Genomic DNA, 17,515 nt, shown 5'->3' on the forward strand with positions numbered 1-17,515 from the left:
AGATTATGAAACGCATTAAAATAAATATAGCCATGTTGGTTATCATTATTATGATAAGCAGCTGCAAAAAAGATTACCTTAACCGACCTCCTTTAACCGGTATTACTACCGATAATTTTTATAAAAGCAGCTCAGATTTAAGGTTGGCTACAGCTACACTTTATGCCCAGCCCTGGGCCGGTTGGAATAATTTTCCGTTGCTGGGTATTGGAGATATCATGAGCGGCAATATGCTACAGCCATATAATGCCGACCTTGTTCAATTTACTTCCTTTTCCATTACACCCCAAAATAGCTATTTAGCTCAGTCATGGCAGAGTTTTTATAACATAGTAGCGCATTGTAATATCAATATTAAAGCTATTAATACCAAAATGCCTGATAGCGTAGGAGTAAAAGGTAAAACAGGCGCGCTTGGTGAAATCAAGTTTATACGCGCGACATCCTATTTTTACCTGGCTCAGTTATGGGGAGCAGTGCCTATTATTGAAGATAACGACAAGTTGATAGCCAATCCACTGGTGCCGCGTCATAAGCTTGAAGATGTTTATAAATTTATTATCAACGATTTAAGATATGCAGTTGCTAATCTCCCAAAAACAGATCAGCCGGGACGCGTAACCACGTGGTCTGCCCAGGGTTTGCTGGCAAAGGTATATTTAACAAGGGCCGGTTTAGGTCAAAAGGGTACCCGTAAGCAATCTGATCTGGACAGTGCCGCATATTTTGCTGGTAATGTTTGCAACATGAGTGGTTTAACGCTTTTACCGAGTTACTACAACCTTTTCAGAACTCAGTATAATGATAATCCCGAATCATTGTTCGCATTTCAATGGGCTCCTGGCGTTGGATACGGACAAGGTAATTCCATACAAGCACAATTCGCACCAAGCGGCAGCCTTGTTACCGGAGGAGGTGGCTGGGGAGGAGCCATCGGCCCTACAATAGATCTTGCCAACTTGTATACCGCGCAGGACTCTGTACGCCGAAAAGCCACATTTATGCTTACCGGCGATAAATATCCTGAGCTTAATGCAGCGGGCGGCGGATATACCTCCACAGGTGTAAATGTTAAAAAACACGTGGTTGGTACTGCCGCTGATAATAATTCGCCTACCATGGACCTGTGGTCGTCAATTGAGCATAATGCTGTGTTACGTTTGGCCGATGTGTATTTAATATACGCCGAAGCCTTATTGGGTAACAACGGCTCTACCAGTAATGGACAAGCATTGCAGTATTTTAATGAAATACGTAAAAGGGCCGGGGTTGATAAGGTTACCAGCCTTACTCCTGATATTATCAGGAACGAACGACGGATTGAGCTGGCATTTGAAGGCCAGTACTGGTTTGACCTGGTACGGCTTTCTTATTATGATCCGCAGAAAGCGATTTCTATACTTCGTATACAGACAACCCTTACCAATGATCCTGATCCCAATAATAGGTATGTCCCCCGGTCACAATTTAGTTATGATCCGGCCACAGGAGTTAAAACACCGTCGGCTAATAGCCTGATCATAACCCCGCCAAGCGTCAATACATTTACCCTGCCTATACCGGCAAATGATCAGACAGCAGATCCTAAGTTGCTGCAGGAGCCTGTAGCTTATTATTAGTAGTATTCAGAATCATTAGATAATTCTTAAAATTATGAAAAAATCAAATCAATATATTAAAAGCTGTTTGTTGCTTGCCTTGCTTACTGCCGCTGTATTTTCACAATCCGGCTGTAAAAAGGATAATTCACCATCAAAAGGCGCTCCGGTAATTACCGCCATACGTAATTATGTAGCTCATCCAGGCGATTCGCTTTTAAGCAGCGTTGGCACGGGCCAGTGGATCGTGATCTCTGGTAAGAATTTAAAAGGAGCACTCGCAATCAATTTTGACGGCGTTAAAGGTTCTTTTAACGATGCCTGGTTTTCCGATACCAGTGCAATCGCCCTGATACCGGCGGTTATCGCATTTCCTTCAGTCCCCTCAGATAAGCTGAATACCATACAATACGTTACCAATCATGGTCAAACCACGTTTTCGTTCCCTATCGTTGCACCGGCACCTACCATTTCGGGTGTTTCTAACGAAGACGCCAATCCCGGCGATTCGGTTAAAATTAACGGGCTTAGCTTTTTCTTTATTAAAAGCGTTACCTATGCCGGGATTAATATTACCAGTTATAAACCATCAAATGATGGTACAAGTATCAGTCTTGCGGTGCCCGCGGGCGTTACACAAACAGGTGGCATTGTAAGCGTTGAAACAAAATCGGGTAAAGCTACCAGCGTTTATTCGGTACATAATTTTGTAACTGGTGTATTGAATAATTACGATAACATAAGTAATTTTTCCTGGGGCTCCGGAACTTCCGATAATTCTACGGCCTATCCTGGTAACAACGGTTTCTATGGGGTGTTGAAAGGATCTAATATTCCTGCCGGAGACGGATCATGGTGGAACGATGGCCGGTCGATCAATACGAATGGGGCGCAATGGGTGCCTCTGGCCAGCTTAAAAGACACATTAAGCCACTATGTTTTAAAGTTTGAAATAGCTGTTTCCAAGCCATGGACAGCTGGGTCTATCCAGATTGTGAAAGATTACTCCTGGACTTATTCGGCAGTTTATCATCCCTGGAAAACCGCTACCGGTTCAACAGTTGCATTTACTACAAAGGGTTGGCAAACGGTTACAATTCCATTTTCAAATTTTGTAAATGAAAAAGGTTTTCCTGCACCAACGCTTACGGATTTGCTTGGTTCAACTGGGGCAGGTGCTATCAATATTACATTTATCAACGATGGCGTAAGTTTTATCAATGCTTTTGAGATAGCTGTTGATAATATCAGGGTAGTGAAAATTAAATAAAGAGAGTTTTAGTTGATTATAAGTGAGTGCCAGGGGGCTTGAGATGGCCCCGGCATTTTTTACGAAACAAAGTAGCTCAGCTATTGTACACCCGGTATCAGGCTGTTAAGCAGGCCTACGGTCAAAACTTTTTAAAAATCACATAACGATGCGGGCGGCTGGCGTGAGTAAAAACATTTCGTAGAAATTGATCGATAAAAATTTAAATCACTAAGGATTATAAAAATGAAGAAACTGTTTTTTTTTAAAATATTCATATCAATAACAATTATATCTTTTTTTTCCTGTAAAAAGACAAGTAATGCGGCACCGGAACTAACATTAAGTCAAACTGCTATAGTTTTTACCCCTGATGGCGGTAACCAGGATTTTTCAATTGTCTCTAATGCAACATGGAACATCGTTAATCCTGGTTCTTCCTGGCTACGATTAAATACCACATCCGGCAGTAGCGGCAATACGGTTATTCATTTAACAACCCTATCGGAAAACGGTACAGGATCATCACGTTCAAGTACCTTAACTATAAGTTCTTCCAATGGTCAGGCAAGAACCTTAAAAGTATCTCAAACATCTAATATCTTTCCCAACTATAATACTTCGCCAAAAGCCCCTGATGCAACGGGAATGAGTAGCAATGCCGTTCAGCTTGCCGCTAAAATGAAATTAGGCTGGAACATCGGCAATACTTTGGAAGCGCCCGGCGGTGAAACAGGTTGGGGAAATCCTGCTATCACTGAGGATTATATAAAATTTGTAAAACAGCAGGGATTTAATGCTATTCGCCTTCCATGCGCCTGGAACTGGGGACATTTGAGCAATCAGACGATGGAACAAATTGATCTCAACTGGCTAAAAAGGGTAAAAGAAATAGTAGGGTATTGTGTGAAAAATGATATGTACGTTCTGCTCAACATTCACTGGGATGGCGGTTGGTTAGATGGTAACATTAACGCGGTTATGCAAGATTCTGTCAATGCCAGACAAAAGGCATTGTGGGAACAAATTGCTACAACCATGCGCGATTTTGATGAGCACCTGATGTTTGCCAGCGCTAATGAGCCGCCCGCAGACAATGCAGAAAAAATGGCCATACTTACTACCTATCATCAGACTTTTATTAATGCTGTGCGAGCCACCGGCGGCAGGAATAGCTACAGAGTGTTGGTTGTTCAGGGGCCTTCAACAGATATCGACAAAACCAATGACCTGATGACTGCTCTTCCACATGACCAGGTACCCGCCCGAATGATGGTGGAGGTGCATTACTACTCTCCATTTCAATTTTGCCTGTTGGAGGACGACGCCGATTGGGGTAAAATGTTCTATTACTGGGGAGCAGGCCATCATTCTACAATAGAACCCGAACGCAACGCCACCTGGGGTGAAGAGAGCGATGTTAATACCGCCTTCAACAAAATGAAGACAAAATTTGCAGACAAAGGTGTTCCTGTGCTATTGGGCGAGTACGGAGCATACAGGCGAAACAACACCGCGCATGTGCCTTTAGATCTGGCAACGCACAATGACGCTGTGGATTATTGGATAACATATATTACCAAACAGGCGAAAGCTAACGGAATGCTGCCATTTTTCTGGGACACCGGTGGTGCTTTGGACAGGCAGAATTATTCGGTAAAAGATCAGCGTACGATCACGGCACTTAAAACGGGCGCTAACTAAAATCTGAAACAGAAAATCTGAAAATTATATACATAAACCCTGCATCTTCAGATGAGAAAATTTATAACCATATTCATTATAACCTTTTTAATTTCCCCGTCGGCTTCAAAAGCACAGGAAACCAGCCGCTTTTTTAAGGAAAAAGATCTGGTGACTACCGGCATCTATTACTACCCTGAACATTGGGATGAAGCCCAATGGGAAAGGGATATAAAAAAAATAGCTGAGATGGGTTTTGAGTTTGTTCATCTGGCTGAATTTGCCTGGTTTAAAATGGAACCCCAGGAAGCACGGTTTGATTTTAACTGGCTTGACAGGGTGGTGAACCTTTGCACCAGGTATCATCTCAAAGTGTTGCTGTGTACACCCTCTGCAACCACTCCAACCTGGATGCGGGTAAACTACCCGGAGACGTTTGTTATGGACGGTCATTATATCCGTGCGGAGAATGGTACGCGGGGATTGGAGTCAATTGTTAATTCGAAATATCGGGACTTTGTGAAAAAAGTCGTAGCGGAAATGGCCAGGCGTTACGGACAAAATAAAGATGTCATCGGCTGGCAAATAGATAATGAACCCGGTGCTGTTCCCGATTATAGCCCCGCGTCGCAGGAAGCGTTCAGAACCTGGTTGAAAAATAAATACAAAACCATTGATGCATTAAATACCGCCTGGGGAGCTGCTTTCTGGAGCCAGTGGTTCAATAGCTTTGATCAGGTAATCATCCCGAATACGAACCTGGTAGGCTGGTGGGGGAACAACCCTCATGCCTTGCTGGATTTTAAAAGATATTCAGCAGACTCACAGGCTGATTTCCTTGATTTTCAGGCCGGCATTTTACGCGATTATATTTCAAAGGCGCAATTTGTTACGACCAACTATACCGCCGTTTGTACGGGTTCAGACCCCAGACGTACCAGGAAACTGGATTTTGCAGCATACACCGCGTATCCAAACGGAGATACTGATAATATTGGTGAATCAGGCTTCCGTTTAGGTAACAGCGATGTTGTTCTTTTTGCTTCAGAATATTACAAATCGGTAGGCGGCGTGTCCGGTGTTATGGAAATTCAGCCCGGGCCGGTTAACTGGGGTAGTTACAATCCGTTGCTTTTGCCAGGAACCGTAAGGCTATGGTTGTACCATGGTTTTGCGGCGGGAGGAAAGATCGCCTGTTCATACCGTTTTCGTCAAATCTTATATGGCGCAGAACAGTATCATGCCGGGGTAATCCAAACAGATGGTGTAACACCTTCTCAGGGAGGGAAGGACTACATGCAGTTTATGAAAGAAATAGCAGATCTGCGGAAACAATTTAAGCCGGAAACCAAAATGCTCGCAAAACTGGCCGCACGGTCAACGGCGATTCTCTGGAACGTTGAAAATTACTGGAGCATTGACAGGCAAAAACAAACAGGACAATGGAATACCTGGGACTACCCGGTTAAATTCCTGAAAACAGCAAAGTCATTGGGAGCGCCCGTCGATGTAATCCAGGAAACAACAGATTTGTCAAAGTACAAGGTAGTTATCGTTCCGGCTTATGAAATGGTTGATGCTGCTTTGGTGAAGAAATGGAACGATTACGTAACAAAAGGAGGGCACCTGATCATCACCTGTCGTACCGCTACCAAAGACCGTAGGGGCCATTTTTGGGAAGGAGAAGCTGCTATGCCGATTTTAAATCTGATCGGGGCACATATCCATCAGACTGATATGCTCTCTTCTTATGGAAAAGGCGATGTTTTGATGAATTCGAATCATTATTCATGGCATAGTTGGGCAGATTTGCTACTGCCGGACACCACTACAGCGGTATTGGTCACTTATAATAACCAGTTTTATAAAGGAACAGCTGCTGCTGTAGTGCACAAGATCGGCAGGGGTAGTGTAACCTATATCGGTGTTGATACTGATGATTTTAAGTTAGAGAAGGATTTATTGCAGAAGATTTATAAAGAGGCCGGTGCTACAACGGAGGATTATCCTCCCGGTGTCTTTGTTTATTGGCGTGATGGTTTTTATACGGCATTGAATTACTCATCAGAAAATTACACGGTAAATCTGCCGGATACTGCAAAGATCTTGATTGGAGAAAAGGTACTGAAACCTGCGGGAGTACTCATATGGAAAGAATAACTTATTAAGAATAAACAAACAAATGAAAAAAATAATTGGGGCATTGGTGGTTTTGCAATTCCTTTTTTTGGCAAATGTAAACGGCCAGAGGGCGATCAATGTGGATTTTAACAAGACTTCGGGCAAGCTTAATACCATGTTTAATGCCTGTGTGGGTGCAGGCCGGGCAAATGAAGGGTTGCGTGCCGACTGGCAGCAACAGCTGGAATATGTAAGAAAACAATGTGGTTTTCGGTATATCCGGATGCATGGCTTACTCACCGATGATATGGCCGTATATACCGAAGATGCAAAAGGAAATCCTCAGTATAATTATATGTATGTAGATGCGCTGTTTGATTTTCTGCATAAAATTGGCGTGAAGCCTTTTGTAGAGTTAGGTTTTATGCCTAATGCTCTGGCAAGCGGAAAACAGACAATTTTTTGGTGGCGCGGCAATGTTACCCCGCCAAAAGATTATAACAAATGGCAGGCGCTCATTCATAACCTTGTTCAGCATTTTACAGAACGGTACGGTGCCGAAGAAGTAAAGTCCTGGTATTTTGAAGTATGGAATGAACCTAACTTATCTCCTGGATTCTGGACGGGAACGCAGGACGATTATTTCAAACTGTACGATTATTCTGTAAAGGCGGTTAAAAGCGTAAACCCCGAATATAAGGTAGGCGGGCCAGGCACTGCAGGCGCGGCGTGGGTTCCTGACATGATCAGTCATTGCAGCAAAAATAAGGTTCCAATTGACTTCATCAGCACCCATTCCTATGGTGTAAACCAGGGCTTTCTGGATGAGTATGGCAATTCGGGCACGGTATTAAGTAAAGATTCACTGGCGGTAAGTGGCGACGTGTTGAATTCCCGTAAACAAATTTCTCAATCCGCGATACCTAATCTGGAGCTGCATTATACGGAATGGAGTTCATCGTACACACCGGCAGACCCTGTGCATGACAGTTATCAGGAAGCAGCCTATATTCTGGAAAAAATAAAACAAGTTGGTCATGCGGCCAACTCCATGTCATACTGGGTGTTTACCGATATTTTTGAAGAGCCAGGGCCCCGCTATACGCCCTTTCATGGAGGTTTTGGTTTACTTAACATTCAAGGCATAAACAAGCCGGCTTTTTATGCTTATAAATTTATGAATAAGCTTGGAGGAACCGAGTTAGCTAATACCGACAAACGTTCATGGGTTTGCAAAAATGATAAAGGGGACATCCAGGCATTATTATGGAACTATACCTATACTTTACCGGATTCTGTTAATAATCAATCTTATTATATAAAGGATTTGCCTGCCAGATCGAAAGTGAAAGTGAAAATAAATCTATCGCATGTACCTGCCGGAAAATACACCATGGAAATTTATAAAGTTGGCTATAGGGTAAACGATGCCTATACACGCTATGTGGATATGGGCAGGCCCGGCCAATTAAACAGGCAGCAGGTTGAAAAGTTAAAACAAGAAAACGGCTCTCCTGTCGCCAAACAAGAGATCGAAATCAAGCCGAATGCTGTGTATTCCCCGGAGTTTGATATACGTGAAAATGATGTTATCCTGATAAACCTGATTAAAAAATCTTAACCCATGAATATATTAATACCAAAATTGAAAAGAATAAAGAGGACATGCAGCTGTGTGCTTTTTTTTGCACTGGCAGCAGGAATGGCGAACGCGCAGCAGAGCCTGAATAATAGCGATCAGGAACAAAAAATCCGTTCCCTGGTCAGCCAGATGTCTTTGCAGGAGAAAGTCAGCCTGCTGCATGCGAATTCCAAGTTTTATGTATCCGGAATAAAGCGGTTAGGTATCCCCGAATGGGCGCTGAGTGACGGACCGCATGGGGTACGTGCTGAAATTAACAGGCACGACTGGGGATATTCAGGGTGGACCACCGATTCGGCAACCTGCTTTCCTCCCGGAACAACCCTGGCCGCAACCTGGAATCCTGAATTAGCCTTTAAACAGGGACTGGTATTGGGTGAAGAAGCTCGGTTTCGAAAAAAAGATGTTTTGCTGGGGCCTGGTATCAATATCATTCGTTCCCCGCTTTGCGGCCGAAACTTCGAATATATGAGTGAAGATCCCTTTCTTATTTCAAAGATGGCCGTTTCCTATATCAAAGCCCTGCAGTCAAAAGATGTGGCAGTGAGCGTAAAACACTGGATAGCCAACAACCAGGAAACACATCGCGACTCTATCGATGTCGAGGTGAGCGAAAGGGCTTTTCGTGAAATCTATCTACCAGGCTTTAAAGCCGCTGTCACAGAAGGCGGAGCATATACGGTAATGGCTGCTTACAATAAATTCAGGGGCGACTGGTGTTCGGAAAACGAATATCTTAACAGGCAAATTCTTCGGAAAGAATTTGGATTTAAAGGGGTATTAATGACCGATTGGTCTGCGGCGCATACTACGGTAAAGGCTGCGTTAAGCGGGCTTGATCTGGAAATGGGCACCGATATAAAAGATTACAACGAATGGTATTTTGCCAATCCGTTAATAAAACCTGTAGAAGAAGGAAAAGTACCTTTATCGGTAGTTGATGAAAAAGTAGCGAATGTGCTGCGCGTCATGTTCAAAACAAAGATGTTTGATGAAAGTAACCGGGAAAAGGGAAAAATGAATACGCCGGAGCATCAAAAGGCAGCTTACAATTCTGCTGCCGAAGCAGCGGTACTGCTTCAAAACAAAGGCAACATTCTTCCTGTTAATTTCAACAAAATAAAATCGATTGCTATTATTGGTGATAATGCTACCCGGAAACATTGCGGGGCGGGGCTTAGCTCCGAAATAAAAGCATTATACGAAATAACGCCGTTACAGGCAATTAAGCAAAAGTTCGGGGCTACGGTAAAAATAAATTTTGCACAGGGATATCAAAAACAATCTGTATTTAAAGAAGGCAGCAACGCAGGCCAGGCAAATTCAGATAAAGTCAATTGGGAACTGATTCAGGAGGCTGTTAAAGTTGCCAGGGAATCGGACGTGGTTCTCATTTTCGGAGGTCTGAACCATGACTTTGATACCGAATCTTTTGACAAACAAAATATGGATCTGCCTTATGGACAGGAAGTTTTGATCCGGGAAGTAGCCAAAGCCAATCCGAACACTGTTGTTGTTATGATAGCTGGTTCTCCAGTAAAATTAGCAGGCATTGTTAACCGGGTACCGGCTATTTTATGGTCGTGGTATGGCGGGATGGAAGCAGGTAATGCGGTTGCAGATATATTAAGCGGCAAGGTAAATCCATCGGGCAAATTGCCTTTTACCATGCCGGTAACGCTGGATCAGTCACCCGCTCATGCTTTAGGTAATTTTCCTGGAAGGGGTATGAAAGTAAATTATGAGGAGGACATTCTGGTAGGTTATCGCTGGTTTGATACCAAAAAAATTCAGCCCCAGTTTCCTTTTGGATACGGCCTTTCTTATACTGGTTTTGAACTCAGTAATTTTTCAACAGACAAGAAGGACTATGAAAAAGACGATACCATTCATGCGAAATTGGTGATTAAAAATACCGGTACCCGCTATGGGGCCGAAGTAGTACAATTATATGTAAGCGACCCGGTTTGTTCTGTTTTACGCGCTGAAAAAGAGCTTAAAGGTTTTAAAAAGATATTTTTAAAGCCAGGCGAAACGAAAACAGTAGAAATGCAGGTGAAAATTGCCGACCTCGCATTTTATGACGAAGCAAAAAAAGGATGGAATACCGAAGCCGGCGAATTTATTCTTCAATTAGGTAATTCATCACGTAATATTTCAAAAACAGTAAAAATCTTGGTTAAATAAACTCATTTCGGAAGCCGTGTGAGGTTTATGGGAAATCTGTGAACCGGACATACACGCTATCCGGAATACCGATAAACTCAGAAATAATTTTCAATGGGAATGGCTCGTTGGCCTTATAAAATAAGTGTAAAAAACACAATAAATAATATTAAATTTCATGATGAAAAAGTTATTAGCCATTTCAGGATTGTTCCTGTTCACTGCAACAAGCTTAAAAGCGCAAAACCCTAAGCTTACGCTTGATTTAACCAAGCCCGGAGCAAATGTAAGCCCGCAACTGTATGGATTGATGACCGAAGAGATCAACCATTCGTACGATGGGGGTTTGTATGCCGAGCTGATCAAAAACAGGATATTTAAGGACAACCCAAATACGCCGGAAGCATGGAGCGTAATCAAGGAAGGTGGCGCGAAGGCTACAATGCAATTAGTTGCCGCAAACCCCAACTATATACCTGCAGATGAGCGGCGCCATGCAATTAATGGCGCGTTAACCACTTGTTTAAGATTATTGGTGGATACCGGCGGTGGCCGGGCCGGTATTGCAAATGAAGGTTATTGGGGCATACCCGTTTTGCCTAATACAACTTATAACGCCTCTTTTTATATTAAAGGTATGGAAAGCAAGCCATTGACCGAGCAATGGGCTCCCGCGCCTAAAACTGCAGTTCCGGTAATTGCTGATAACACTGCCGGGCCTATAACCGTAAGTATAGAAAGCAATGACGGTAAAACGGTATATGCTTCGGGGACTATTAATTTAATAAAAAGCGCCTTTTGGAAAAAATATGAACTTAAATTAACAACCGGCGCTGATGTTAAACCAACATCTGCCGCCCGTTTTGTTATTTCGACGAACCGTACCGGGGTTTATTATTTTAACCTCGTCTCTTTATTTCCGCCAACCTATCATAACCGTCCCAATGGGAACCGGATAGACATAATGAAATTATTGGCTGATATGAAACCCCGCTTTTTACGTTTTCCAGGCGGTAATTTCCTTGAAGGCCCGAAATTGACCGATGCATTTCCGTGGAAGACTACTTTGGGACCGCTTGAGGGGCGCCCCGGCCATACCGGCTCATGGGGCTATCGCCCTACCGACGGGATGGGCTTACTTGAATTTTTAGAATGGTGCGAAGACCTGAAGATGGAACCACTGCTTGCCGTTCATGCCGGCTATTCACTCGATGGCGACCATGTGGACGCAGGCCCGCTTTTAAAGCCATACGTAGATGATGCGCTGGATGAAATTGAATATGTTACGGGCGACGTACACACCTACTGGGGGGCTAAGCGTGCGGCAGATGGGCACCCGGCACCCTTTAAACTCAACTATGTGGAGATTGGTAACGAAGACGGGTTTGACGCGTCTGGCAGTTACGACGGACGTTTTGCCCAGTTTTATGATGGCATTAAAGCCAAATATCCTAGCCTTCACTGTATCGCAACCATCGGCGGTAAGGACTGGCTTGGGACCAGGGGCAAATTAACAATTCGCAAGCCCGAAATTGTAGATGAACATTATTACCGCACTGCCTGGGAAATGGAAGAGGATGCGGCACGTTATGATAATTACGACCGCAAAGGATATAAAGTGTTTGTAGGTGAGTGGGCAACGCGTGAAGGCGAACCAACCACCAATTTGAATGCTGCCCTGGGCGATGCTGCCTGGATGACGGGCATGGAACGAAATTCAGACCTGGTTATCTTGTCGTGCTATGCGCCATTATTTGTAAATATAAATAAAGCCACAGCAACTGCGCCAAAAGCCTGGCAATGGGACTCGGACCTGATAGGTTACGATGCTTTAAAAAGCTTTGGTTCACCATCGTATTATGTACAGAAGATGTATAACAGCTATATCGGGAATAAAGTGGTGCCTATAGCAGGCGCCAATATCCCTACCCAAACTAGGCCTGCCACCAAGCAGGACAGCGCGGCGAACAAAATGCCCCAACCTATACCAGCCATGTTTTATGTAGCTACCCGGGACACCAAAACGGGAAAACTGTTTCTTAAAGTAGTAAATGCAACAGGAAAGCCGCAGCAGGTTGATATTGATTTAAAGGGGGCTGGAAAGTTTTCTCCCGAGGGTAGTATCGTGGTCATAAAAGGTGATAAGCCCGAAGATACGAACACGATCAGCGATCCGGTAAAAATAGTTCCGGTTACCTCCAAAATAAAAGTGGCCGGCGCTAAATTTACAAGGACTTTCGATCCATATTCAGTAAGCGTGCTTCAAATAAATACATTAACTAAATAATTAAAACCAGGTAAGAATACCAGGACAAAAAAACAATTGTGACTATGAGAAATGCGATTTACAGGTTATGGATAACGGCCTTAATTATCATCCTTGTGGTGCCGTGTTTATACGCACAAAAAGCCACTAATCCCATTATTTATGCAGATGTACCGGACATATCAATAGTACGTGTAGGCAATAGCTATTATATGAGCAGCACAACGATGCACATGAGTCCAGGTGTACCGATTATGAAGTCGAACGACCTGGTGAACTGGAAGTTGGTGAATTATGCGTATGATACTTTAGCAAATGTTGATGCATTAAATCTCACAAATGGCAAAAACGCATATGGGGCTGGTTCGTGGGCAAGTTCTATTCGTTTCCATAATGACACCTATTATGTAAGCACATTTTCTGCAAATACCAATAAAACGCACATTTACAGTACTAAAAATATCGAAAAAGGTCCGTGGAAAGCCAGGTCATTTGCCCCCGACCTGGGTGATCACTCCTTGTTTTTTGATGATGACGGAAAAGCGTATATGATTAGCGGGAGCGGAGATTTAAGGTTAGTTGAATTAAAGGACGATCTTTCCGGTATAAAACTCGGCGGAACGGACAAAATTATCATTAAAAAGGCAGGCGAGCCTTCGGGCGGTACCGGCCTCGGTCCAGAGGGCTCTCAGCTGTTTAAGATAAACGGCAAATATTACCTTTTCAATATTACATGGCCAAAGGGCAGGATGCGCACTGTTATCATACACCGGGCAGATAAGATCACCGGCCCGTACGAAGGACGAATTGGCCTCCAGGATCTGGGCGTGGCGCAAGGCGGGCTGGTCGAAGCGCCAAATGGGGCCTGGTATGCTTATTTGTTCCGTGATTATGGCTCGGTGGGCCGTATTCCCTATTTAGTCCCTGTAAAGTGGGTGGATGGATGGCCTGTTTTGGGCATTAACGGCAAAGTGCCCGATACACTCGATCTGCCGGCCGGTAAAGGTTTGATCTCGGGCATAGTTGCTTCAGACGAGTTTGCCCGTAAAAAAGGTGAACGTGCATTACCACTGGTTTGGCAATGGAATCATAACCCGGATAATAGTTTGTGGTCTGTTACAGCGCGGAAAGGGTATTTACGGCTCACTACCGGCAGGATTGACACCGATTTCGTGATGGCACGAAATTCATTGACACAACGCACTATCGGTCCGGTGTGCTCCGGGACAGCTTCGCTCGACGTTTCTAAAATGAAAGATGGTGATTTTGCGGGTTTGGGTCTTTTGCAAAAAAATTACGGGTTGGCTGGTGTAAAAATAACCGGGGATAGCAAAGCTATCCTGATGATCAATGCAAGCACTGGGAAACCCGTAGAAGCACAAAAAATCCCCTTGAGCCAAAAAGTAGTATACTTTAAGGCGGAGTGCAATTTTACGAACAGAAAAGACGTGGCAGATTTTTTTTATAGCCTGGACGGGAAAACATGGATCCCATTGGGCACACAATTAAAAATGGCCTATACCTTCCCACATTTCATGGGCTATCGTTTTGCTTTGTTTAATTATGCTACAAAAAATATAGGTGGCGCGGCTGACTTTGACTTTTTTCATATAACAAGTTCCATTTCCACGGAAAAATAAAGCCTGTTAAATCAACGAACGCAAAAAATGAAAAATATACCTTACTGTATTATGCTTACAGCCCCGGTTGTTTGCAGGGCGCAAAGCTATCAAAAAACGGCATTAGGTTTAAAGGCATCAGTTAACCGAATTTCGGTTGAGGTTCACTTTTACCACCCGAAATAACCCGGGTGGTAAAAGTGCCCGAGGGAATGTTTTTACCAAAGAGAGCCTTTCGGTCGTCAAAAAGCCACAGCAAACGCAAATCAGCATGGCGATATTGTACCTCGAAGCAATAAGTTAATTTTTCTTGGAAACATAAGGTTATCATCATGGGACAAGTCCAAATGTCCAAAAGTTGAATGGAATCAAGTTTATTTTTATCGACTTACTAACTGACAATCAATTATGTACGTTTAATTCGGTGCATAGGGTATAACTGAAAATTGACGCACCGAAGTACTCACTTTTTTGTTGCTAATTGGTGTATAAAAATGGGAATTTTGCATCAAAAAATAATCCTGTAATCATTTGATTTACAGGATTTTAAAATGTTTTTAACAAAATTTTCTGTGGAGAGGTAGGATCCCGTTACTTCAAAAAAAATGTAAATCACTATGAAACAAAATATTACGAACAAAATTACATGGCATATTAGAGCAATAGCTACTGCCCTGCTGTTTTTAGCCGGTAACATCGCCTGTCGGGCTCAGAACCCTGATAAAACTGAGCGAAAACAATTATTTGATAATAACTGGAAGTTTTTTCAGGGAGATACAGCATCGGCAAAATCAAAGGATTTTAACGATATGGGTTGGCGGAGCCTTGATTTACCACATGATTGGAGCATTGAAGGTAAAATAAGACCTACAAACCCGACAGGAGGTGCGGGTGGATACTTTCCGGCAAGTTCTGGCTGGTACCGGAAAACGTTCAGAGCCCCGGCTGAATGGAAGGGTAAAAAGATTTCCATTTACTTTGAAGGGGTTTATATGAATTCCGAAGTGTTTATTAATGGAAAATCACTTGGAATTTACCCTTATGGCTATTCATCCTTTAGTTATGACCTTTCGCCTTTTTTAGATTTTAATAATGAAAATGTCATAGCGGTGCGGGTAGACAATTCACAACAAGTGAACAGCAGGTGGTACAGTGGTTCTGGCATTTATCGCCATGTTTGGATGAATGTTGCCGATGCTGTGCATATAGCCGATTGGGGAATTGCAATAACAACCCCTGATGTGTCTTCCAAAAAAGCAACTGTTCAAATTAAAACATTGGTAAAAAACGAAACAGGTTTGGCTCAAAGTGTTGTTATTAGCACACGATTACTGGACGCAAATTCTAAAAATGCAGGAAATAACCAAATAAAGGTTGAACTGGCTGCAAATAGTGAGAAAGAAGTCGCCCAAACTATCATTGTGGTAACTCCCCAGCAATGGACACCGGAAACGCCCCGTTTATACAATGCTCAAATAAGTATAATCCGAAATAAAAATGTAGTTGACAAAACGGAAACGAGTTTTGGCATACGTACCATAAAATTTACTGCTGAAAACGGATTTCAGCTTAATGGTAAAACAGTAAAGCTCAATGGTGGATGTGTACATCATGATAATGGTTGCCTGGGTGCCGCTGCTTTTGACCGTGCAGAGGAACGCAAGGCCGAGTTGCTCAAAGAAGCGGGCTTTAATGCTGTAAGAACTTCTCATAATCCCCCCTCTGAGGCTTTTTTAAATGCTTGCGACAGGTTAGGCCTTTTGGTTATTGATGAATCGTTTGATTGTTGGAGAACAGGCAAAAACAAACATGATTATGCCCAATATTTCGACCAGTGGTGGAAACGTGACTTAGAAGCCATGGTTTTGCGAGATCGTAATCATCCATCAATTATCATGTGGAGCATTGGCAATGAAATAGTAGAGCGGGGTAGCCCCGGAGCTGTAGAAACAGCTAAAATGCTTGTAGATGCTATCAAAAAAATAGATACTGTTCGCCCGGTTACATCCGCTATTGTAGAAAGTGGTAAAGACTGGGCGGCTTTTGATTCCCTGATGGCGGCCCATGATGTCGGCGGGTATAATTATCATTTATGGAGTGCGGCTGCTGATCATCAGCGGGTACCTTCCCGAATGATCGTTCAAACGGAGTCGTATCCCAAGGATGCTTTTGCCAACTGGAAACTGGTGAAAAACAACAATTATGTTCTTGGGGATTTTGTTTGGACAGCTATGGATTATCTTGGAGAATCAGGGATAGGCCGTTGGTATTATTCGGGTGATATGCCCGGTGAGCACTGGGAACATGATTTTTTTCCCTGGCACGGTGCCTATTGTGGCGATATTGATCTGATTGGATGGAGGAAGCCGGTTTCGCATTACCGTAGCCTGTTATATAATAATACCGAAAAGCTGTACATGGCCGTTCGTGAGCCTGAACCCTCCCCCCTGGAAATTAAAACTACATGGTGGTCTGTGTGGCCGACCTGGGAAAGCTGGACCTGGCCGGATTATGTAGGAAAGTCTATTACAGTAGAAGTTTATTCAAAGTATCCTAAGGTTCGTCTTTACCTCAACAACAAACTCATTGGCGAAAAGCTAACGACAGAAGAACAGGAATATAAAGCTGATTTCAATGTGCCTTACGCGCCTGGTCAGCTTAAAGCAATCGGTGTAGATAAGGATAATGAAATTGAATCAACCATTTTGCAAACTTCAGGCGATGCTGCTAAAATTCAATTAACTGCTGATCGAAAAGAGATAGCAGCTAATGGACAAGATTTGTCATATGTCACAATAGAACTAACAGATGCGAACGGCATACCGCAACCCAACGCTGTAAACTGTCTGCAACTAAAAATTGAAGGACCCGGAATAATTGCCGGAGTAGCCAATGCGGATATGAAAGATACGGACTCCTATGTTGGAAATACGCACAAAGCCTGGCACGGACGTGCTTTGGTTGTAATCAGAAGCACTCATAGTACCGGTGATATAAAATTGACAGTTAGTTCAGTTGGTTTATCAGGGACTACTTTAAATATTAAAGCAATTTCCGGAACAAACAAGTAAAAGACGTATATCTCGCTCTACCTGCTTAAGTTTTCGTCAGGACATTAGTTCTTTTACACGCAGCAAGCGATCAAAAAATGTCAAAAGGTGCCCAACGGTA

The 17,515-nt window shown here is 43.2% G+C and carries 9 protein-coding genes; all 9 read left to right on the forward strand.

Annotated features, from left to right (window positions below; translation table 11 throughout):
• Positions 1–5 precede the first annotated feature (5 nt).
• The 9 genes from M2273_RS19920 (at position 6) to M2273_RS19960 (ending at position 17,415) form a co-directional block, all read left to right on the forward strand.
• A complete protein-coding gene (locus tag M2273_RS19920) occupies positions 6–1,619 on the forward strand; it encodes a RagB/SusD family nutrient uptake outer membrane protein (RefSeq protein WP_429399520.1) in 1,614 nt (537 codons plus the stop codon).
• A gap of 34 nt (positions 1,620–1,653) precedes the next feature.
• On the forward strand, positions 1,654–2,868 hold the full coding sequence (locus tag M2273_RS19925) for a glycan-binding surface protein (protein WP_429399521.1): 1,215 nt from the start codon (positions 1,654–1,656) through the stop codon (positions 2,866–2,868).
• A gap of 225 nt (positions 2,869–3,093) precedes the next feature.
• Positions 3,094–4,551: a cellulase family glycosylhydrolase gene (locus M2273_RS19930; RefSeq protein ID WP_429399522.1), complete on the forward strand. Its 1,458-nt coding sequence runs from the start codon at positions 3,094–3,096 to the stop codon at positions 4,549–4,551.
• Between the two features lie 51 nt (positions 4,552–4,602).
• Positions 4,603–6,690: a beta-galactosidase gene (locus M2273_RS19935; protein WP_429399523.1), complete on the forward strand. Its 2,088-nt coding sequence runs from the start codon at positions 4,603–4,605 to the stop codon at positions 6,688–6,690.
• 22 nt (positions 6,691–6,712) lie between these two features.
• A complete protein-coding gene (locus M2273_RS19940) occupies positions 6,713–8,272 on the forward strand; it encodes a GH39 family glycosyl hydrolase (RefSeq protein WP_429399524.1) in 1,560 nt (519 codons plus the stop codon).
• Positions 8,273–8,275: 3 nt separating this feature from the next.
• A complete protein-coding gene (locus tag M2273_RS19945) occupies positions 8,276–10,480 on the forward strand; it encodes a glycoside hydrolase family 3 C-terminal domain-containing protein (RefSeq protein WP_429399525.1) in 2,205 nt (734 codons plus the stop codon).
• Positions 10,481–10,637: 157 nt separating this feature from the next.
• The gene (locus tag M2273_RS19950; protein ID WP_429399526.1) at positions 10,638–12,746 is read left to right on the forward strand and encodes an alpha-L-arabinofuranosidase C-terminal domain-containing protein; all 2,109 of its coding nucleotides are present in this window, start codon (positions 10,638–10,640) and stop codon (positions 12,744–12,746) included.
• 44 nt (positions 12,747–12,790) lie between these two features.
• On the forward strand, positions 12,791–14,365 hold the full coding sequence (locus M2273_RS19955) for a glycoside hydrolase family 43 protein (RefSeq protein ID WP_429399527.1): 1,575 nt from the start codon (positions 12,791–12,793) through the stop codon (positions 14,363–14,365).
• 596 nt (positions 14,366–14,961) lie between these two features.
• Positions 14,962–17,415 carry a glycoside hydrolase family 2 TIM barrel-domain containing protein gene (locus tag M2273_RS19960; RefSeq protein ID WP_429399528.1) on the forward strand — a complete coding sequence of 818 codons (2,454 nt, stop codon included), beginning with the start codon at positions 14,962–14,964 and terminating at the stop codon, positions 17,413–17,415.
• The last annotated feature ends 100 nt before the right edge of the window (positions 17,416–17,515 follow it).

The organism is Mucilaginibacter lappiensis (assembly GCF_050433765.1).
In the GTDB taxonomy this organism is placed as follows: domain Bacteria; phylum Bacteroidota; class Bacteroidia; order Sphingobacteriales; family Sphingobacteriaceae; genus Mucilaginibacter; species Mucilaginibacter lappiensis_A.